This window comes from Cylindrospermum sp. FACHB-282, from assembly GCF_014697195.1.
In the GTDB taxonomy this organism is placed as follows: Bacteria; Cyanobacteriota; Cyanobacteriia; order Cyanobacteriales; family Nostocaceae; genus Cylindrospermum.
In genome coordinates, this window is the sequence record NZ_JACJRJ010000002.1 from 34,037 (window position 1) to 55,875 (window position 21,839).

The window sequence follows — 21,839 nt, forward strand, 5'->3', positions numbered from 1 at the left end:
TGCTTTTTCTAAGCACTAAAGTGCTTACTACAAACCTCAAAACTAACTTGACAAAGTAGTAGCGATAATACTTAAATTTGGGTAATAATTGTAATTATTATTTTTTGAAAAAGTATGACTACTGACGCTATTACCCTGAGTTCAGAAGAAATTGCCGACCTACGGCTAAAATTTGCTGATCATCAACAAGCACTTGCTAGTTTGGATGTAATTGAAGAATGTGAGGGGCATTTAGAGGACGCTGTTACCTTGATAAAAATGAGAAAAACAGGAATAGAACCGGATAGGTCTGTTAATTTATTAGACTTAGTTAATAAATATCGCTCTGTAATTTGTAAAGATGAAGCTCAGGATATTCTCGATTTATTCGGTCTTCTTTCTCCTTTAGTTGATCCCTCTTTAGGTTTACCACTAGGTCTTTTTGTATTTAAAATTGGAGTAAAACAATTTTGTAAGCAAAACACTTAAGTAATTAAATACCAATAGCTGTAAAACCAGCCCAGTAATAGGGGTGAGAGAATGGTTTCTCACCTCGGTTTTTAATTTGCTTAATTTGTTCTTTTATAATTAATTTTTGTCCAGGTCTTAATTTTGCTAACACTTTATCTAATTGCGGTGTTAAATCCTCTAAAATTTGCTCAAATTGAGCTAAAGATAAATTTCTTAATCTATTTTGTGCTTCTTTCAAAGCAATAGATACAGTCATATCTTGCTTCATATTTTGATTAAATTGAATCATCAATAAAGCTGTAGATAAATCATTAACTGTCCAAAGACTACTAACTACGCTTGAACTTCCTGCATGGAGGAAACCACTAGGTAAGCCAATATATTCATCGCTGGTATTGTTGAAATCAATCAAACCTGTTTCACAAGCAGAAAGGACAACGAGACGACATTGATTAAGGTTAAAATCCTTGTTGAATAAATCACCCAAGGTTAAGCATTTGTTGAGGTCAACTTGTTTATTAAGAATAGAACCATTTAAATATAGACAAGAATCTTCAGGGGTGTTCAGGTTAAAGGAACCGTGACAAGAGAAGTGAAGATAATTTACCTCTGCTAGATTTGCTAGATTTATATCTAAAGCGTTTCTAGTAGCATCGTTTTGACGCAACACTGTTGTTTTATCAGCAGGAAAATAATGCTGAATACTTTCTACTTCTAAATCAGCATAAATGAGATCATCTGTGGGGTTTTGGATAGCAAATAGAGATTGAAAATCATTGCGTTGACGAAGTTGAACCTGTTGTAATAGTTGACAACTGGGAGCATAGCCGACACCTTTGGGGAATAAGTCAAGTAAGTATGATTCCTTAACGGGTAAAGCATGGAGAGGTAACAGGTGTAAGAAGCGATGGGGAATGAGAATTAATCTGTCACAGTGTTTAGGTATTATGGTTAATATTTCCTCAATTTGTAGGATTTCTGCTAACTTCTTCAGACGTTCTTCTAACTGATTTTGCCATTGGTCTTTTTGTCTGTAGTAGTCATCTAGATATTGATTTATCCAAGCATAAAAATATTTTCTATCTTCTGATTGAGATTGCCAAACTGTGATTTTTTGCCCTTGAGGTTTAATTACAATAGCTATAATTTTCTCAAACGTAATATACCATTCTACAATTACTGTGTTTACATCCAAGGTTGATTGGAATCGGTCAAACTTGAAACTGTAACCAACTGGTAGATATTGATTTTGTAATTCATTGCGTTGCTGTCGCAATTCTTGAAGATGCTGGGCTAAAACAGTTGGGTTTTCAGCTTTGCCATTTTGAATCTGATATTGACCACTAGCTATTTCGTCTCGCAGTTGTTCTAGTTTAGTAACTACGTCTGGAGGAAAGGTTGTTTTGAGGTCACGGTTGAGGATAAGTTCAACTAAATTCCGGGTTTTGCTGCGTTCAACATATTCTATAGCTTCCGTTTCTTTGCCTAATGCTAGACAAACTTCCACCATTCGTCTATAAAGTTGATTCCATTTTTCTGCTTGTTTGCGTTTGCTTTCTTCCCCAGAAACAATCTCATAGCGTAAAGTTTCGACTGTCTCAATGGCAGAGGCAAAGGTAGAGTAAGCTGAATTAAACTGTTTTGCATCTAGGTAGACAATGCCAAGATTGAATAATGTTTCAGCATGGTTTTGGGGAAAGGTAGTGCGGGTACGAACTTCTAGTGCGGCTCTATAATAAGCAATAGCTTGTTCGATATTCTCAGATGGATCACCCTTAATTCTATTACTGTAAGCATTCCCCAGATTATTTTGCGTATCTGCCCATTCTTGGGGAAAGTCAGTGCGGGTACGAACTTCTAGAGCTAAATAGTAAACAGCAATGGCTTGTTCAATATTCTCAGGTTTATCTCCCCTGATTCTGTCTCTGTAAGCATTCCCCAGATTATTTTGCGTACCTGCCCAATCGTTGGGAAAGGTAGTGCGGATACGAACTTTCAGAGCTAGAGAGTAAGCAGTAATAGCTTGTTCGATATTTTTAGATGGATCACCCTTAATTCTATTACTGTAAGCAGCACCCAGATTATTTTGCGTATCTGCCCATTCTTGACCCGGATTTGCGGTGTGGTTACGGACTTGTAGTGCGGCCATATAATGAGCGATAGCTTGTTCGATATTCTCAGATGTATTACCCTTAATTTTTTTACTGTAAGCAACACCCAGACTATTTTGTGTTTCCGCCCAATCTTGGGAAAAGTCAATGCGGGTGCGGAATTCTAGTGCAGCTATGTAATGAGCAATAGCTTGTTCGATATTCTCCGCTGTATCGCCCTTGATTCTTTTACTGTAAGCATTCCCCAAATTATGTTGCGTCCTTGCCCAATCTTGGGAAAAGTCAATGCGGGTGCGGACTTCTAGTGCAGCTATATAATAAGCAATAGCTTGTTCGATATTCTCAGCTGTATTACCCTTGATTCTTTCGCTGTAAGCCTTACCCAGATCATTTTGTATCCTCGCCCAAGCTTGGCGAAAGACAGTGCGGGTAACTATAGTTAAGGCTATTTCATAACCAGTTATGGCAATTTCCATGTTCCTGGATGTATTACCCAAGGGAAACTGCTGAATCAGATTACTAGAATTAACAATCAGTCCAGCGATAGATGCTGCTGTGTCTGGTTCCGCTTCTGCGAATTTATTTGTTGCCCAACGGTGCAATAATTTCGCAAAAGTATCATTTAATTTATCGGTATTGGCTGCCAGCAAAGGGTAAACTACTTGCGCGTCACCTTTGCTGTCTGCTGTTGCTTGCAGCACCTCTAGTAAAAATTGCCCATAAGCCTCTAAATCTAGTATTGACATATTTAAATTCAGCGCCCCACGGAGTTGAGTTGCCAAATTCCTCAACCAACCAGCGTTATTTTCATTTCCCTGCTGTGCGAAATACTCCGCTACTGCTTCCACTGTTTGCAAAAAGTCGGCATCGAGTAAGTCTTGATGCGCTTGTAAAATCCCCGGTTCTTCCCCATTAGGGCAACTTAGCAACTCATCGATTAGCTGGAGATAAGCTTGTTGTCGCTGTTCGTTCATGGGTGGGGGCGGGTGTTAAGTAATACCTCTCTTAATTATGGAGAATAAACAGGGGTTTTGGGTGGTTGAGGTGGTGATTTCTAGTCCAGAGGCTTGATTTTCTCCCTCGATACAGCGGTTATCGCTTATATGCAATACACTTTGACCTCTCTCCTATGAGGCTATCGTGTACACACAAGTTATCCCATTACCCAAAAGTCTTGAAAAACCTCACCCTGTCCTAACGGACATCCCTCTCCTTGCGAAGGAGAGGGACAGGTTTTGCGTAGCAATAACCAGGGTGAGGTTTAATTTCCTGTATTCTCGCAACCATAAATTGCATTGAGAGAGACTTGTGTGGATTTAGGGTAATCTACGAGTGTTTGCTTGATCACAAACAACTTTTAAAATATCCTCTAAACAGAAAGCGAACTCTTCGCCAACAAAAATCAAATAGGATTCCTAGATATTTTTGCTAATCTGTAATAGTAAATTAAGTGATACAAAAAAATGCTTTTATTCAAACAGCGTCTATTAACATTAAACACAGGAATAAAATGTCTAATTTGTTTAGAGGGTTGTATAGTCAATCTGATAACATTCATTCCCCAAAGGGAAGTAGAAGGTTTTGAAACTCATAAATTGAATGACCAGGCTGAGGCTGAAAATCTTTACTTAGCAATTATTAAGAACTATGAATCTTTTTCTTCTTCCTCTATAGAAGAAATTCCTATAACTCCTCCTATAACAGAAACGTTATTAACACAAAGAATATATCTAGAATTTTCTGACAGTAAATCTCACAAGTTTTACGAAGTCGTCGTTAAGGGTACAGAAGTAGTCATTAACTATGGTCGAATTGGGGCAAAAGGGCAATTTTCTACTAATACCTACCCTACTGTAGAAAAAGCACGGTTAGCAGCATCTAAAAAAGTTAATGAGAAACTGAAGAAAGGATATGTGCAAACAGTAAAGAATAAACGAAATCTCTTGGAGCATAAAGATTTAGATATATCTCAATTCATACGTCCAGCTTGGAAACCTATCGTCAGAGAAGGGGATGATTCGCTACTATCCTCTAAATTCGCGGGTCGTCCTTGGTTAGCTGAAAATGAATCTTGGCCAACTTGCCCTTGTTGCGGTAAGTCATCTATGCAACTCTTTTTTCAACTTAATTTGAGCGAATTACCAGAGCCTGTAAAAAGCGAATATGGTACTGGATTAATCCAAATGTTTCATTGTCTTCCTAGTAACTGTGAAGGAATCCTAAAACCTGCTCAAGTCTACTATGGTAGAACTGCCTATCCCATCCCTAATGTGCTGATTCGGATGATTTCACCAACTTCAGAAGGGGCTATTCCACCTTTACCAATGATTTATGGGGAAAAATATGGAGTTCATTTTCCTGCTAAAACTATTATTGCTTGGCAAGAAGTGGCAGATTATCCCGATTTGGAAGACCTTATAGCCTTGGTTTATGGTTGGGATCAATTGGGAAATGAGACGCTAGAAGATGAAGTGATTGAGCGATTGGGTTTTGAGGATCTGGATGATTTTTGTGATTCCATCGCACCTCTAGAAGGAGATAAACTAGGGGGTTATCCAGTATGGGTGCAGGGAATGGAATGTCCTGGCTGCCCCATTTGTCAAGAACCGATGCGTCAGGTTTTTCAACTAGCTTCTCAGGATAATCTACCTTATTCCTTTGGGGATCTGGGTACTGGACACATTCTTCAGTGCAAGTCACACAAGCATGAGTTTGTCTTTGTTTGGGCTTGTGGCTAATATTTATCATACTCAGGACTTACGCAACTGGCATGGCTTTGCAGGGTGCGTCAGACTTGATAATTAGTTAACCATAAACAGATTTTCGACATCTGACGCACCCTACAATCTTACATTGAGTGTGACACGCAGCTTTAGTCCTAATACTATCCCGAATATTGGTAAAAGGCAGATTGGCCAACACAATCTCCACTATTGTGCTTTAATGGAACTCGATTTTCGTTGGTTCCTCAATCTTTCTTTCACACAAAGTTTTAATTGATGCCACTCACACACACACACAAAATTATCAAAGCTAGCTGGTTTGTATCCGGCTTTTTAAGCGTTTTTCTCCTTGGTTCTACTGTCAAAGCCGCAACCGTCGCTAATTGGCATTTTGACAGCAACCGCAATCATCTAAACTTCAGCACAGATGAAAATGTACAACCCAAAGTGCAAGTACTTACCAACCCTAGCCGTTTGGTAATTGATTTGCCAGGTGTGAATCTAGGATATCCCCAAGCTAGCCGCAGAGTTGGGTTTGTCATTAAAGAAGTTGGCATCAGACAGTTTAACGCAGATACGACTCGCATTCAGATTACTTTAGCACCTGGTTACAGCTTCGACCCTGCACAGGTGAAGTTGCAAAAGGATTCCTCTAACCGTTGGTCTGTGCAGTTACCTAAGCCTCTGCAAGTAAGTCCCACTCGACCAATGAGGGCGTTTCAACCCAATATTTCCCCAGGAAGTGATAGAAATTTGTTTGCTGGTGTGGTTCCCTTGCATTCACCAATGAAGGCGCTGGAACCGCAGATTAAAGCTTTGATGAGTCGGTACAGCTTTTTGCAAACGGGGATGTTCTTTTTGGATCTGGATAATGGGGATTATTTAGATATCGGAGGCGATCGCGTTTTTCCCGCCGCTAGCACCATCAAACTGCCGATTCTACTCGCCTTTTTTCAATCTTTAGACGAGGGTAAAGTCAGCCTCGATAAACAGCTAACTATGCGCCGTGACTTGGTAGCCAGCGGTTCTGGAGTCATGCAATATGAACGAGTCGGGAAAAAATACACGGCTTTGGAAACCATCACCAAGATGAGTGTGATCAGCGACAATACCGCCACCAACATGATTATCGATTATTTGGGTGGCCCAGCGCGACTCAATCAGCGTTTTCGTAGTTGGGGACTGAAAGACACAGTAATTCGTCGTCTTTTAGGTGACTTCCGGGGAACTAATACCACCAGTCCCCAAGATTTGGCGCGGGCCTTGGCTTTGTTGGTGAATGATAAACTAGTTTCTAGCCAAAGCAAAGAACAGGCTTTAGATATTCTGCGTCAGACGAAAACGCGCACATTGCTTCCTGCCGGTTTGGGGAAAGGTGCAGTTATCGCCCACAAAACTGGCGATATCGGCTTTCTGATTGGTAATGCTGGGTTTATTACTATGCCTAATGGTAAGCATTATCTAGCAGCTATTTTCGTCAAACGTCCTTATAAAGATGTGAGAGGTAGAGAATTTATTCGCCAAGTTTCTCAGCTAGTCTACAATTACCTAAATCAGCCGATTCCGGTGGCTTCAGCTGATTCTCCTAATACGTAATTGATCCCGTAGGGCGGGCATCTTGCCTGCCCTGAAAATGCCTTTAAACAGGCGTCTCGCCTGTTCTACGGATTTTTAAACTAATTTAATTTTACCTGCCGCCAGCGTCGCTTTTTCCCTCGCTTCTTCTACATCTGCACCTTTTGCTAAAGCTACTCCCATCCGGCGATATGGATGAGCATTGGGTTTACCAAATAGCTTAATGTCTACATCTTTTTCTGATAAAGCATCTGCGACTCCTGTAAAAGTAACTGCATCCGATTGTTCTGAAGCTAAAATTACGGCGCTGGCTGATGCTCCCAACTGTTCTATATGGGGAATGGGTAAGCCTAAAATAGCTCGTAGGTGCAATTCAAATTCGTTGAGATTTTGGGAAATTAACGTTACCATGCCTGTATCGTGGGGTCTGGGAGAAAGTTCGGAGAAAATCACTTCGTCTTGGGTGATAAAAAACTCAACTCCAAAAATTCCCGCTCCCCCCAAGGCATCGGTGACTTTTTGGGCGATCGCCTGGGCATCTAATATCTTATCTTCTGCAATGGCTGCTGGTTGCCAAGATTCTTGATAATCACCTCTTTCTTGACGATGTCCAATGGGAGAACAGAAAATTGTTGGTGCATTCCATTGTTTAATGGTGAGTAAGGTAATCTCGATTTCAAAGTTAATGAACTCTTCGACAATCACTTTTTGGCTGTCACCTCTAGAATTGGCGATCGCATCCAGCCAAGCTTTCTCCACCTCACTCTGAGTCTGCACCACAGATTGACCTTTGCCAGAAGATGACATCACGGGTTTGACAACATTGGGAAACCCAATTTTATCAGAAGCTGCAATCAACTCTTCTAGAGTCACTGCATAACCATATTTAGCCGTTCTAATCCCTAACTCTTGACTTGCTAATTCTCTAATTCTGTCGCGGTTCATTGTGTAGTTAGTCGCCGCCGCTGTAGGAATAACTGTAATTCCTCTTTGCTCAAATTCTAACAGCTTTTCAGTTCTAATTGCTTCAATTTCTGGTATAATCAAATCAGGCTGATGCTTACTAACAACAGCTTCTAAGTCATCAGCACTAAGCATAGAAATAACTTCATCACAATCAGCCACCTGCATAGCCGGAGCATTAGCATAGCGGTCAACTGCAATCACATAATTGCCTAAACGTTGAGCAGCAATTACAAATTCTTTGCCTAGTTCACCTGAACCCAGTAACATCAATTTTTTGGGCAGCTTTAGGGAATTTTTCATAAAATTTATTTAGGGCAACAATCCAAGCATTTTAATTTATTTTAAATATCATCATCTGAATAGTTGAATCTAGCCCCCCGCAGTTGTAAATCTTTACGTTGCAGTTGTGTTAACCCAATACCCGCGCCTAACTGACACTCATCTACTAAGGTATCTAACCAAATAGTCTGATTTAGCGTAGCCCCTGTCAAATTTGCCTTTCTCAAGTCGGCTCTGGTAAAATTAACAAATAGAAGGTCGGCATTAACTAAACTGGTACTTTGTAGATTTGCTACAGATAAATTTCCCCGAATCAAGTTTACTTCATCTAAAATTAAACCAGATAAATCTGCACCTTTGAGATTGGGAAATTTTAGCTGATTTGGAAATTGTAAAAACCGCATTATACAAATAATATTAGCTTCATTTAAAGATATTTCGGTTAAAAAATAGTAACGTGCAATTCCCAATTTTTGGAGAATTTGTAAGCGATGCTGGGGGCTTTTTTCTAAAAATTTAATTGCAGTATCGCGCAATTCTTGAGTTGGGGAGTTTAGCATCCTTGTATGGGTGGTAAGTTTGCCGAGTGTAGAGACGTTGTATGTAACGTCTCTACTGTAGTTAGCGTGCTGCTAACAGTGCTTTGGTTGCAGACTCCCCGGCTAATTTGACTTGCTTTGTCAATCGGAAATTTAACAATGTGAGAACAGTCAACTCAGCTAGAAATGCCTTAAAAATTGTGATCGTCTGGGCGTATTCTATACCTACCCAAGGGAAAGTTGAAAATAGCCATACAGCAGGATTATCAGATGGGGATATGCTGAGATAGGATAAAATTATCGGGGGTAAAAATATTGCTGTGGCTATGGTACCAATTGCCCAGAATGAACGCTTGCGATTTTTCATCAACAGCATTATTTGGGCTATAGTGGCGTAAATCATCATTAAAGTGACCGACAAAGCCACAGCTAAAATTGCCTTAATTTTATCATAATCGCCAATCATCGTCGTATCAGGTGTAAGTACAATCCAAACCATGATTGGTGTAGTAGTAATTACCAGATTAATGGCGATCGCTAATATTGCAGGGCTTTTTTCTCCCAACATCAAATCTTGCCATAAGGGATAACGTTTATCACTCTTAGAATCAGAGACATTTTGGTGTCGATATCTTGCCCAATCTTGTATAGTTTGGCGATGAGGCGAGAGAATGGCTATTAATGCCAAAGATATGACAAAATTGAATAACCCTAAGTAGATAATTGCCTCTTCTGGTGTATTATTGGAATCTTGCATAGCCAGCCCCAAAAGTATCACTTGAAGACAAGCAACAAACAAATAACTTTGTTTTTTACTTAAAATAGTCGCGTTGGGGTTACGAAAGCAACGTTTCATTGCTTGCCAAATGCCGTAAGTACAGATTCCATAATTGACTAGATTGAAGCCAACAAGGCTGACCAGATTTGCTCCTATTGGTAAATAGAAAAATTGCAATTTTCCTAGGGGCAAATGACCGTAATGATTATTAAAGAAATTGGGAAACAGATGATTTATCATATCCCAAGGGCTTAACATTCTCAACCAAGCAGTGGGATTGTTTGAGTAGCCGACAGAAGATGATGCCATCACCATTGTTATGAATAAGAACATGAAAATGGCAGCAGTACCTAACCAAGGTTGAAAGCTACTGAAGAAACGACTAATTAAGCCAAAAAATAGGGCAGCACTGTAGAAGAAAAAACAGCTAGCGGAAAGAATAGCATAGTAACTAAAAAGGTGGCTTGTGGCGATGCCAGCAGAATGTCCAGCCCATAAATGCAGAGGAATTGCTGTGAGAATGAAGAGATAAATTAAGCAGGGTACTCCTAGCAGCTTGCCAGTCAATATACTCGCTTCTGACTGGGGACTGAGGCGAATAAAATTCAGTGTACCGCGATGTTCTTCTTTGGCTAAATCGCTGATGAGTAAAAAAGTTCCAGCAACTATTAGTGTGAAAACAAAAATTACGCTGATAGAGAGAAAGGTATATTCCCAGTGATCTTTCCACCACAATTGCCAATCAATGTCCTTTTGAGGGCAAACATTCTTTGATATATAATTCTGCAAGTTAGTCAGTTCTGTTCTGACTTGCTGAAGTTGTGCTTTGAGATTTGGGATGATTGTCAGATCGGCTAGTTGAATCTGTTGATAATTACTTATTTTTTGATTAAGGGCGTCTTGTTGCTGGTAAAGATGGGTTTGTTGTTGTTCGTACAATGTACGCAGACGACAGTAGTTATCGGTGAGGGCATATTTTTCATCGGGCAATTGGGTTAACTGGTACAAAAATATTACCAGTTGTAGCAGTAGGGATGAGACTAGGGCGATCGCTACATTGAAAGTTTTCAGCCGTCCTTTGAGTTCCCGAAACAGTTGGGGATTCCATTCACCCACTTTGTCTACGAAATTGAGCATCATAGGAAAAAATTCTCCAAAATATTGACGGATTAAGATGCTTGTTTGTGACCTAGTTTGAGGAAAATACTTTCTAAGTCTTCTTGGGTGCAGTGAAAATTAGTTAGGGGAATACCTGCGCTAATTAGCGATCGCAATAACTCAGCGCTATCTTCCTGTTTACCAGAAAAATTCACCCGCACGCTGTTTTTGCTTGGGATTACCTCCCACTCTTCTACCAAAGGTTGATTTTTTAGTTCAGCCACTAATACTTCTAAGTTACCCAAGGTTGAGACTAAAATTTGCTGACGGGCTAGACGTTGGTAAAGTTCTTGCAGTGAGGCACTTTCTACCAAAAAGCCTAATTCCATAATTCCCACAGAGGTACACAACTCAGCCAAGTCGCTGAGAACGTGGGAGGAAATCAAAATCGTCATCTCAGCTTCTTGCAAAGCTTTGATGATGTCGCGAAACTGCATCCTTGCAATGGGATCAAGTCCAGAAACCGGTTCATCTAGCAATAGTAAAATCGGTTCGTGGATAATGGTTCGCGCTAAACTCAAGCGTTGCTTCATCCCCCGCGATAGGGTAGAAATTGGGCTATAGCGTTTACTACCGAGTTGAATGAGTTCTAAAACTTCGTGTAGGCGTTGAGTACGGCGGGGATCTCGTAAGCGATACAAACGGGCAAAATAATCTAGATAGTCCCAGACTGTCAAATCTTCATATAGGGGATAGTCATCGGGTAAGTAACCCAGACGACGCTTGAGGGTGGGGTTGCTTTTGTCCCGAACTAAGCGATTACCATTAATATAAATCTCACCTGTAGTTGCTTCCTCCGCTGCTGCTAACATCCTGATGAGAGTTGTTTTACCCGCGCCATTGGGGCCAATCAGTCCGTAAACTTCACCCACCTGGATTTCTAAGTCAATATTGTTAACGACAATATGTCGGTCAAATTCCTTAGTCAGTCCACTGGTTCTAATTGCTAGTTCTTTTACCATAGCTGCTAGAATGCGCCTGGAGATTAATAGTTAAGCTAACCTCTCTCTACAGCATTTGTCAGGCTTGTTTCGGAAATGGTAACTAGGTTGGAGAAAATTGGCGGAGATTTCCATATATATACTGACGGGGCAATTGATCAATTGCCCCTACATAATGAGTCTATTTACCTCTTTTAGAACTTACGCACTATACAAATTGAACACGATATGGAGCAACGATAGTTGGTCATTTTCGGCTTTTGAACATGGCTTTGTAGGGTGCGTCAGAGGTCCAAAATCTGTTCATTATTGCCAAATTATTGGGTCTGACGCACCCTACAACAGACTTAAGCAATGCTTCATATTCGGTGTTTCCTGTCCGTTAAGTCCTATCTTTTTAAAATTGCTATTGAAATATTTGCTTTTGTCTCATGATTCAGAGGAGACAGATGATGGTGGGACAAAGGGAGGCAAATTTCCATTCACTGATGATTCATTAACTGTATAACGCTGTTCGGGAACTGGATATCCAGCTTGTCCAAAGGTTTCACGTATAGCTTTATTAGTGTCAAAAAACACTTGCCAGTAATAATCATTACTGCAATAAGGACGAACTGCTAGTACAGGCCCTGCCAAATTAAAGGTGAGAATTTCTACATCTGGTGCTGGATTTGAGAGCACATGAGGAATTTGGCTAATTTTCTCTTTCAACAGTGCGATCGCCTGGTTGTGTTCAACATCGTGATGGAGTTGGGCCTGTAAGTCAACGCGACGGTAAGGATTAGCAGAAAAATTCTGGATATTGTCAGCAAAGATTTTGTTATTAGCGATAATGGTCAACACGTTATCAGGGGTATTAATACTGGTGGTAAACAATCCAATTTCTGTCACAGTGCCTGTAATACCGCCTGCTGTAATGAAATCACCAACTTTGAAGGGTCGAAAGACAATTAAAAAAGCACCTGCGGCAAAGTTGGCCAGCAGTCCACTCCAGGCAGCGCCAATGGCAATACCCGCTGCTGCTAACAATGCGGCAAAGGAGGTTGTTTCTACTCCAAAAAAGCCCAGAAGTGCCACAATCAGCACAATTCTTAGGGTAATGGAAATTATATTGACAAGATAATTAATAAGTGTGGCATCAAGATGTTGGCTTCTGAAAGCGCGTCGCACTAGCTTGATAGCAAAGTCAATCAGTTGCTGACCGATAAACCACAGCAGAATCGCACCGACAATTTTTAGTCCAAACTGAGTTAACAGTGCGATCGTCACTTGGCCGATTTGCTTGAAATCCATAATTTTTGTTTGTATATTTACAATACAATAAAGATAGAACGAATTAGACTACCAATATCTATAGATAGGTTTTTCTAATCTTTAGCTTATGTATTTTTTATTTCTTATTAATCTGTCGATACTACTGATAAATAAATTAAAAACTTCATAATGTACATTTTGCTGGGTATGATATTTTATCGGCAAACATTTACCCAGTAAAAATTAGCTATGACTCAGAACTACCGCATTACCTTACTTCCCGGCGATGGCATTGGCCCTGAAATTATGGCTGTAGCGATAAACGTACTCAAAGTCGTAGGGAAGCGCTTTGATATTCAGTTTGAATTCACAACAGCCCTCATCGGTGGTGCAGCAATTGATGCTACAGGGGAACCCCTACCAGCTATCAGCTTAGATATCTGCCGCAATAGTGATGCAGTCTTACTCGCCGCTATCGGTGGTTACAAGTGGGATTCATTACCATCCCATCTACGCCCAGAAGCAGGTTTGTTAGGACTGCGGGCGGGTTTGGGACTATTTGCCAATTTGCGCCCAGCGAAAATTTTACCCCAGTTAATTGATGCTTCCACCTTAAAGCGAGAAATTGTGGAAGGTGTCGATATTATGGTAGTTCGGGAACTCACCGGGGGAATTTATTTCGGTAAGCCCAAGGGTATTTTTAGTACAGAAACAGGTGAAAAACGTGGTGTAAATACGATGGTTTACACAGAATCAGAAATTGAACGTATTGCGCGAGTGGCCTTTGAGGCGGCACGCAAGCGGGGTGGAAAACTCTGTTCTGTGGATAAAGCCAATGTGTTAGAAGTATCGCAACTCTGGCGCGATCGCATGATCAAACTTTCCACAGAATATCCAGATATTGAACTATCTCATTTGTACGTCGATAACGCAGCGATGCAGTTGGTACGCGCTCCCAAGCAGTTTGATACCATCGTTACAGGTAACTTATTTGGCGATATTCTTTCTGATGCGGCTGCCATGCTGACTGGTAGTATTGGAATGTTACCCTCAGCGAGTTTGGGTGCAACTGGGCCCGGCGTGTTTGAACCCGTTCACGGTTCCGCCCCTGATATCGCCGGACTTGATAAAGCCAACCCCCTAGCCCAGGTTTTGAGTGCAGCAATGATGTTACGCTACGGCTTAAATCAACCAGAGGCAGCTGATTTTATGGAAAACGGAGTGTTACAAGTTTTACAACAAGGCGATCGCACAGGAGATATTATGTCTGTGGGGATGAATCTTTTGGGTTGCCGCGCTATGGGCGACGCACTGATTCAAATTCTCGAAGCCAAATAATCTGCTAGTCTTAGCTGGAAAATTTTAGCATTAGTTACCAAAAGTTTCGGATAAACTGCTGAAAGTTTCGGATAAACTAGAGAGAACTCTATAAATTGTATAAAGAGCTTATAGTGTACGCTTTACGACAAGGACAAGCTAATTTTGCTACCCCAAAAAACCAGCCGCCTCTGGTTGATCCCACCGTGATCAGGGCAGCTGGGCAAATCTACTATACCTACTGTGAAGTACATCCCGAAATTGTTGGGCAAGCTTCAGGTGTAGCAATTAGTCGCGTGACTCATCGGGGTAAAGTGATTTTTACTAATCAACCAGTTCTGTTACCACAGGAATGTTTTGTACCGTTGAATCAAATTGAATCGTATATGTACTAGTCATTAGTCAGTAGTCATTAGTTAATCACTGACAACTGACAACTGACCCTCCGGGTATCTCCTAGGTCGCTGCTACGCGTTAGCAAGCGCCTTGCGTTTAGCACCTCCAAAAGAGACATGTTAGTTGCTAATTGGGAGCTACTGTTTGTATAGCAGACCCCCAATACCGCACTGACTTACAACCAACAACTGACAAAAAAACTCTATGGACATTTTGATCTTCGCCCCGGCGAGTCTGATTGTCTTCGCTTTGGGTGCATCTATTGGCAGCTTCATCAATGTTGTTGTTTATCGGCTACCTGCTAAATTATCAATTCTTTGGCCACCTTCTCGGTGTCCTCATTGCTTAAACCAGCTTAAAAGCTATGATAATGTACCAGTGCTAGGTTGGTTGTGGTTAAAAGGGCGCTGTCGTTATTGCAAAAGCAAAATTTCTCTGCGTTATCCTGTCATCGAATCCATAACGGGTTTAATATTTTTACTAGTTTTTTTAGTATTTAAAGTTTCGATTTTTACAATAGGTTATTGGGCATTTTTTAGTTGGTTATTAGCTTTATCGCTTATAGACCTAGATACCATGACTCTACCCAACTCACTAACTAAGTCAGGCTTGGTAGTGGGGATTGTCTTTCAAATGGTGGTTGGTTATTTACCAGAAGCTAGCTGGCTGGGATTGACAAAGCACCTGATGATGGGGATAGCAGGAGCAGTATTGGGTTTATGGCTATTTGATGCCATCTCTATCATTGGTTCCATCGCCTTTGGTAAAGCGGCAATGGGTGCAGGTGATGCTAAATTAGCCGCCATGATGGGAGCTTGGTTGGGTTGGAAGTATTTGCTTCTAGCTGGTTTTATTGCCTGTACCTTGGGTGTGTTAGTGGGTAGCGGCGCAATTATTTCATCACGACGAAGATTGGGTCAAAAAATGCCTTTTGGCCCTTTTTTATCTTCAGGCGCCATGGTTACTATCTTTAGCGGCGAAGCGATTTTGTCTAGTTACCTGGGGTTATTTTTTCCCGTATCTTAAAACACAGGAGTAATTCAAAATTCAAAATTCAAAATTAAATGTCTTTTTTTATTCTTTACTTATTACCTTGTGATCCCATCATCAGAAACCGCCATCCTCCATGACTGTAACTTGCATTACCCCATCTGCGATTCAGATTTTGGTAATATTAACCTGTGAGTTGTATTAGCCTCTAAAAAAAATCAGTTGGCAAACATGACTAAATACTACAGATGCTGACTGCTCTCATAACCTGGCAGCAAGAATAATTAATTTGGAGGCAAGGGCGTGCTGATGGGGGGTGAATATTCCAGTTGCAATGCCTGTCAGTTCATATAATTAACTACCGTGACACTTGGTAAAAAACTTGTATTGGGATAAGCATTTTCGTTAAGCTGGCAACCAAAGATGCAAAATCAGGTTTGAATTGCTGAGAAGCATAATTTGTCGATTTAGTCGAAATGTTAAGTGTAGAGACGCAATTCATCGGGTCTCTACAAAAGTCGGGAGTAAAAAGTCAAAATTAATCTGGACGTTCGACTTTTTACCCTAAACGGACAGTAGCGGCTTGACCTGTTTTCGACCTCATACCTACTTGAATAAGATAAAAATGGCGAACAACGAAGAATCACGCGGTTTAAAGTCCCTGTTTGATTGGTTTGCAAATCGGCGTAAATCAGGATCTACTAGCCTCGAACGCCAAGAACGTGAAATTGCTGATGGGCTGTGGCACAAGTGCCCTAAATGTGGTGTTTTGTCTTATGCAAAAGACCTCCGGGCTAATCAGATGGTCTGTGTTGAATGTGGTCATCATAACCGGGTGGATAGCGATGAACGCATCCGGCAATTGATCGATCAAAATACCTGGAGACCGATGGATGAGCATTTACGCCCAACCGATCCCCTACAATTTCGCGATCGCAAACTCTACAGCGATCGCTTGCGGGAAATGCAGGAAAAAATTGGTTTAATAGACGCAGTTAAAACTGGTTTGGGTCAAATTAACGGCTTACCCATTGCCCTGGGAGTCATGGACTTCCGCTTTATGGGTGGTAGTATGGGTTCCGTCGTGGGGGAAAAACTCACCCGAATGATTGAGCAAGCTACCCAGAGATGCTATCCTGTGGTCATCGTCTGCACCTCTGGTGGTGCGAGAATGCAGGAAGGAATGCTCTCCCTGATGCAAATGGCGAAAATATCCGCAGCCCTACAACGCCATCAAGAAGCCCGATTATTATACATACCCATTTTAACTAATCCCACCACAGGCGGCGTTACTGCTAGTTTTGCCATGTTAGGCGATATCATTATCGCAGAACCAAAGGCAACCATTGGTTTTGCTGGAAGGCGCGTAATTGAACAAACCCTGCGGGAAAAACTGCCCGATGATTTTCAGACTGCTGAAGATTTGCTCAAGCACGGTTTTGTAGATGATATTGTGTCTCGTACCCAATTAAAGAGCACCCTAGCCCAGCTAATTGCTTTGCACCAGCCCTTACCAACTACACCCCCCATGCTGTTGTGGGAATCAATGAGCTTGAGTTCTACTGTTGTTGAATAAATGGATGGGAGGCGGGACAATTCAAAATTTTGAATTTCCCCCTCTCCTCAATTTTGTGGTTCTTGGACAAAGGCCAGTGGAATCAGCGCTGCTAGTCGGAACACACTAGACAGAGCAAACAATCCTAGTAACCCGTGAAACTGAGGAAGTTGGGCAATAAAGCCACCAAGGGTTGTGCCCAAAGCACCACTAGCTCCAGCCACAGCAGCGACGATCGCAAAATAGATAGACTGATTTTTGACTGGGGCAATTCCTATCAGCATATTGTTGTGACACAAGTCAATTGCTGCCCAAATACTCCCAAGAAAGATGTGTAATAGTGGCAACCATAACCAAAGATTCAGGCTACTAGTACCAATTCCCAACCATAGCAATGGTGTAATTGCAACCATAATCCCAATGAAGATCAGGATGGGACGATTGCCTATTTTGTCTGCTAATTTCCCCCACAAAATCATCATTAGCAGATTGGCCGCCCCTTGTAGGCTACTATAAACAGTCACCCAACTCACATCTAGTTGCAAGGTGTCTAGCATATAGAGGCTAAAGAAAGGTCCACTGAGATTAATCGCTAGCATCCATAGGCTGAAATATAACAAAAATACCAAAAAGTTAGAGTTTTGCCAGATACTACTAACCCAAGAGTTGTTAGCTATGGGGGTAAGTGCATTTTCACTGTTGGGAGATAACTTGACAACATGACTATTTTGTAATTTGGGATTGATATCACGTTTGAAATACTGACACCCTAAACCAACCATTCCAAAGACAATACCCAATAGCAGAACTACCCCATAACCTTGTTGAGTCCCACTAGGCCAATGTGATACGGCTAATCCAGCGAAAGGGACGTAGACCAAATTGGTAAAAGTGATGGCGCTATTACGTATGCCAAAGTATCTGCCTCGCAATTGCCGGGGAACAATCACTGCTAACCAACTGAGCCAAGATGCGCTTCCTAACCCTCCTATAAGATGGCTGAAGAGGACAATCAAGAGCGTTAATACCACCAACTGCTGAGAATTAAATTTTCCCCAGCTTGCACCTGCAATGCCAATCACGAGAATCAGCCATAGTAACCGAGAAATTCCATAAATTAAGAAAGAATACTGAAAACGGCTCGTGGTGCGTTCCGATAAGTAAGCACCCAAGGGCTGAATCAGATTTACTAGCATGGGAATTGAAGATAGCATTCCAAATACCACTGGAGTTGCATCCAATTCCACCAGAAAATTACTGAGTAAAATCCCGCCAGTCGTCATGGAAAAAACTGTTGAGAAAACCGCATCCAAGGTTGAGGCTCGTAAACTGGTGCGAATAGAATTTTTGGCAGTTTGAGATTTGGAATTTACCTGAATCTGAGGAATTTCCAGACTTAAAGGTGCAGATGTTTCAATCTGAACAGAATCCATAACTTAATATTTACGGGTGAAGCACTCTAGGCTAAATCAAGGAACTAATAATTTTTCGTTATAAGTGAGGGTAGAAGGACTGTCATCAGTAAGTGATGAAAAATCGATTGTTCAGTTTTTTGGGATTGCTGATCGCGATCGCTATTATTAGTTGTCATAGTCTACCTTTGCCAAACACATCCTCAGTTACTATCAAACTCAGTGGTTGGGGAGGTTCCCCCGTTGAGCCAAAACTTTTAACACAAGTATTGCAAGACTTTGAAGCACAACATCCCGCAATCAAAGTTAAGTATGAAGTGATATCTGACCAATATATGGATGTGATCAAAACTCGTTTGATTGGAGAAGCAGCCCCTGATGTTTTCTATCTCGATGCATTGGAGGCTCCTTTTTTAATGAGTCAAAATGTCTTGGAACCCCTAGATGTTTACATTACCCCAGAATTTGACCTAGAGGATTTTGAAGAACCTCTACTCAACAGCTTTAAGTCCCAAAATCATATTTATGGTCTTCCTAAAGACTATTCCACCTTAGCTTTATTTTATAACAAAAAAGCCTTTACTGCCGCAGGCTTGAGTAGTCCCCCAACTACTTGGGATGAATTACGTAACTACTCCCAACAGTTGACAGGTAAATTTAACAAATATGGCTTTGGTATTATCCCAGAATTGGCACGTCAGGCTTACAAAATTAAAGCTTTTGGTGGACAAATTGTTGACCAAAATGGTTATGCAGCTTTTGCTGGTGAGGCAGGTTTACAGGGTTTACAGTTGGTGATAGACCAGTATCAAAAAGACCGTACTGCTGCCCAAAAATCAGATGTGGGGACAAATTCAGGGAGCGAAATGTTTGGTCAGAGTAAGGTAGCAATGGTGATTGAGGGTAATTGGGCAATTCCTTATTTAGAAGAAACCTTTCCCCAGTTAGATTTTGCTACCGCAGAAGTGCCGAGAATTAATAATAAAAAAGGCACGATGGTTTTTACAGTTGCCTACGTGATGAATAAACAAGCAAAACATAAAGCTGAAGCTTGGGAGTTGATTTCTTATCTCACGGGTAAAGTAGGGATGTCCAAGTGGACGGGTACAGGCTTTGCCCTACCAACACGTAAATCTGTGGCTGAAAAGTTAGGCTATGACCAGGATAAATTGCGATCGCCATTAGTGGCGGGTGTTAATTACGCTACACCTTGGCAGGTAGGGAATTATCCAAGTGCGATCGTCAACAATTTTGACAACCAGTTTATTAGTGCTCTACTGGGAGAACAACCATTAAAACAGGCAATGTGGCAGGCCCAAAACGCAGCTAATGATCAGATTAATATGATGAAGTAGGAGAATAAATAAAACAACAAGATGCCCGACTTCTCTAAGAAGTCGGGCATCTGAAAAAAATCCTATACTTATTAGTAGCCGCTTCCACTGATTGAACATAAACTGCCAAAATTTCAAAATTAACTATGATAAATAATTATGCATAACCATCGCTACAGTTAGTTTAGGCAGAGGTTCAGTCATGTTTGAGACTAGTAGGCGGCGAAGAAACCCCAAATGGAATCAAACAGAAAACTTCACTGGGTATCTATTCATGATGCCCACCATCCTAGTTTTAGGAACTTTTGTAGTATTGCCCATTCTCTACGCTGTATTTTTGGCACTGCACAAAGTCCAACTTCTCAGCGACATTAAATATGAATTTATTGGCTTTGGCAATTTCACGCAGTTAGTTGAGGATGAACGGGTTTGGATTGCGTTGAGAAACACAGCACAATACGTAGCAATTGTGGTGCCAACTCAAACGATTTTGGCTTTAGTTCTAGCAATAACTCTAAATTCTGGGATTCGCGGCAAAAACTGGTGGCGCATCCTCTACTTTTTGCCCACAGTTACATCTTCAGCGGTACTGACCCTCATTTTTATGTGGATTTATAACACCGATGGGCTACTAAACGATTTTCTCGCTTGGGTGGGACTTCCTACTTATAACTGGTTAGGAGATCCGGCAGTTGCCCTAAAAGGCATCATGATCATGAATATTTGGTCAACTGCGCCATTTTACATGGTGATTTACCTAGCGGCGTTGCAAGACATCCCCCAAACACTTTACGAGGCAGCTGAACTCGATGGGGCTAGCGGGTGGGGAAGATTTATACACATTACTATTCCATTCCTCCAGCCTGTAACTTTTTTTGTCGTCACCGTGGGGGTGATTGGCACTTTTCAACTGTTTGACCAATCTTATATCTTCTCTGGCGGCACCGGTGGCCCCAACAACGCTACCCTAACGGTGGTGTTGCTAATTTACCAAGCTGTATTTCGTAATTTACAGATGGGCTACGCAGCAGCAGTTGCCTTTTTACTGGCAGCGGTAATCATTGCTATCACTTTAATTCAACGGCGAATTTTTGGAGGGGAAAGGATTTGACTCAATTCTTTCGCTTTTGGTGGCTCAAATTCCTGTTATACCTGTTGCTGAGTGTCTATGCTCTCATCACCCTAATTCCTTTTTTGTGGGCACTTTCGGCATCGTTTAAGCCGCTATCGGAGATTGTCAGCGGTACACCGAATTTCTTACCGCAGAATTTTACTTTTGACAACTACAAACAAATCTTTCTACAGGAATCGCTGTTTTGGCGTTGGCTGTTCAACAGTCTGGTGATTGCCTTGAGTGTGACGATTTTAAACTTGCTGTTAAATTCAATGGCAGGTTATGCCTTGGCGAGATTGCGCTTTGCGGGTAAACGCTTCTGGTTTTTTTTGATTCTGGCGGTGTTGGCGGTACCGGCTCAGATTACCTTGATTCCCACCTTCTTGATTTTGAAAGCCATCGGTTGGCTGAATTCCTACCAGGGCATGATTGTCCCCAGTATGGTCAATGCCACTTTCATCTTTATGATGCGGCAGTTTTTTGTTAATTTTCCTAAAGAACTAGAGGAAGCCGCGCAACTGGATGGCTTAAATACCTTGGGGATTTTCTGCTCTATTGTCCTACCTCTGGCAAAACCAGCCCTGGCAGCACAGGCGGTTTTTGTATTCATGGGTAGTTGGAATAATTTCTTACTGCCCCTGGTGATTTTGTTTGACCCGGAAATGTTTACTCTCCCCTTGGGACTGAATACCTTCAAAGGTCAATACATCAGCTACTGGAACTATATTATGGCCGCTTCTATGGTATTCACCTTGCCTGCTTTAGGCATTTACGCCTTTTTTAACCGCTATTTTATTCAAGGTGTGACCTTGACAGGGGGCAAAGGTTAATTGTTAAGAGTTATTTCTCCTCATCACCCTATCTGAGATTCAACCCAATTTTGGGCAACAAATTGCACTCTTAACGTGATATTGGTATTACAGCGACTCAATCTCTATCTATCAGTT

17 protein-coding genes are annotated in these 21,839 nt (G+C 41.4%); 10 read left to right on the forward strand and 7 right to left on the reverse strand.

All coding sequences use genetic code 11. The annotated features are described in order from the left end of the window. Window positions 1-114: 114 nt before the first annotated feature. Window positions 115-468, forward strand: coding sequence for a hypothetical protein (locus H6G32_RS01170; RefSeq protein ID WP_190453588.1), 354 nt, complete (start codon window positions 115-117; stop codon window positions 466-468). A 4-nt stretch (window positions 469-472) separates the two neighbouring features. Here the strand turns inward: H6G32_RS01170 and H6G32_RS01175 are convergent, their stop codons facing one another. Then, entirely contained in the window at window positions 473-3,535 is a 3,063-nt protein-coding gene (locus H6G32_RS01175; protein WP_190453591.1) for a CHAT domain-containing protein, read from the reverse strand. Between the two features lie 489 nt (window positions 3,536-4,024). Here H6G32_RS01175 and H6G32_RS01180 point away from each other — a divergent pair, with 489 nt between their 5' ends. Further along, the gene (locus tag H6G32_RS01180; protein ID WP_190453593.1) at window positions 4,025-5,299 is read left to right on the forward strand and encodes a WGR domain-containing protein; all 1,275 of its coding nucleotides are present in this window, start codon (window positions 4,025-4,027) and stop codon (window positions 5,297-5,299) included. Between the two features lie 261 nt (window positions 5,300-5,560). After that, window positions 5,561-6,880 (forward strand): serine hydrolase, encoded by a 1,320-nt coding sequence (locus H6G32_RS01185; protein WP_190453596.1) that lies wholly within the window; start codon window positions 5,561-5,563, stop codon window positions 6,878-6,880. Window positions 6,881-6,955: 75 nt separating this feature from the next. Here the strand turns inward: H6G32_RS01185 and purT are convergent, their stop codons facing one another. The 5 genes from purT to H6G32_RS01210 form a co-directional block, all read right to left on the reverse strand. Continuing rightward, a complete protein-coding gene (purT, locus tag H6G32_RS01190) occupies window positions 6,956-8,125 on the reverse strand; it encodes a formate-dependent phosphoribosylglycinamide formyltransferase (RefSeq protein WP_190453599.1) in 1,170 nt (389 codons plus the stop codon). 41 nt (window positions 8,126-8,166) lie between these two features. Continuing rightward, window positions 8,167-8,664 (reverse strand): pentapeptide repeat-containing protein, encoded by a 498-nt coding sequence (locus tag H6G32_RS01195; RefSeq protein ID WP_190453601.1) that lies wholly within the window; start codon window positions 8,662-8,664, stop codon window positions 8,167-8,169. A gap of 61 nt (window positions 8,665-8,725) precedes the next feature. Further along, window positions 8,726-10,561 (reverse strand): ABC transporter permease subunit, encoded by a 1,836-nt coding sequence (locus tag H6G32_RS01200; protein WP_190453604.1) that lies wholly within the window; start codon window positions 10,559-10,561, stop codon window positions 8,726-8,728. Between the two features lie 29 nt (window positions 10,562-10,590). Further along, entirely contained in the window at window positions 10,591-11,541 is a 951-nt protein-coding gene (locus H6G32_RS01205; RefSeq protein ID WP_190453607.1) for an ABC transporter ATP-binding protein, read from the reverse strand. 408 nt (window positions 11,542-11,949) lie between these two features. Further along, window positions 11,950-12,813 (reverse strand): mechanosensitive ion channel family protein, encoded by an 864-nt coding sequence (locus H6G32_RS01210; RefSeq protein ID WP_190453610.1) that lies wholly within the window; start codon window positions 12,811-12,813, stop codon window positions 11,950-11,952. A gap of 210 nt (window positions 12,814-13,023) precedes the next feature. Between H6G32_RS01210 and leuB the strand changes: the two genes are divergently transcribed. The 4 genes from leuB (at window position 13,024) to accD (ending at window position 17,053) form a co-directional block, all read left to right on the forward strand. Further along, the gene (gene leuB, locus H6G32_RS01215) at window positions 13,024-14,112 is read left to right on the forward strand and encodes a 3-isopropylmalate dehydrogenase (RefSeq protein ID WP_190453613.1); all 1,089 of its coding nucleotides are present in this window, start codon (window positions 13,024-13,026) and stop codon (window positions 14,110-14,112) included. A 113-nt stretch (window positions 14,113-14,225) separates the two neighbouring features. After that, window positions 14,226-14,486, forward strand: a complete 261-nt coding sequence (locus tag H6G32_RS01220) for a hypothetical protein (RefSeq protein ID WP_190453618.1) — start codon at window positions 14,226-14,228, stop codon at window positions 14,484-14,486. Window positions 14,487-14,691: 205 nt separating this feature from the next. Beyond that, the gene (locus tag H6G32_RS01225) at window positions 14,692-15,513 is read left to right on the forward strand and encodes a prepilin peptidase (RefSeq protein ID WP_190453620.1); all 822 of its coding nucleotides are present in this window, start codon (window positions 14,692-14,694) and stop codon (window positions 15,511-15,513) included. Window positions 15,514-16,102: 589 nt separating this feature from the next. Then, window positions 16,103-17,053: an acetyl-CoA carboxylase, carboxyltransferase subunit beta gene (gene accD, locus H6G32_RS01230; RefSeq protein ID WP_190453623.1), complete on the forward strand. Its 951-nt coding sequence runs from the start codon at window positions 16,103-16,105 to the stop codon at window positions 17,051-17,053. A gap of 47 nt (window positions 17,054-17,100) precedes the next feature. Here accD and H6G32_RS01235 read toward each other — a convergent pair whose 3' ends face one another. Continuing rightward, window positions 17,101-18,465 (reverse strand): MFS transporter, encoded by a 1,365-nt coding sequence (locus H6G32_RS01235; RefSeq protein WP_190453625.1) that lies wholly within the window; start codon window positions 18,463-18,465, stop codon window positions 17,101-17,103. A 95-nt stretch (window positions 18,466-18,560) separates the two neighbouring features. On the opposite strand from H6G32_RS01235, the gene H6G32_RS01240 reads away from it, so the two are divergent. The 3 genes from H6G32_RS01240 to H6G32_RS01250 all read left to right on the forward strand — a co-directional run bounded on the left by H6G32_RS01240 (window position 18,561) and on the right by H6G32_RS01250 (window position 21,722). After that, window positions 18,561-19,799 carry an ABC transporter substrate-binding protein gene (locus tag H6G32_RS01240; RefSeq protein ID WP_190453628.1) on the forward strand — a complete coding sequence of 413 codons (1,239 nt, stop codon included), beginning with the start codon at window positions 18,561-18,563 and terminating at the stop codon, window positions 19,797-19,799. Window positions 19,800-19,980: 181 nt separating this feature from the next. Continuing rightward, the gene (locus tag H6G32_RS01245; RefSeq protein ID WP_190453631.1) at window positions 19,981-20,889 is read left to right on the forward strand and encodes a carbohydrate ABC transporter permease; all 909 of its coding nucleotides are present in this window, start codon (window positions 19,981-19,983) and stop codon (window positions 20,887-20,889) included. Then, window positions 20,886-21,722: a carbohydrate ABC transporter permease gene (locus H6G32_RS01250; RefSeq protein WP_190453633.1), complete on the forward strand. Its 837-nt coding sequence runs from the start codon at window positions 20,886-20,888 to the stop codon at window positions 21,720-21,722. The genes H6G32_RS01245 and H6G32_RS01250 overlap by 4 nt, the downstream gene beginning before the upstream one ends. Window positions 21,723-21,839 lie beyond the last annotated feature (117 nt).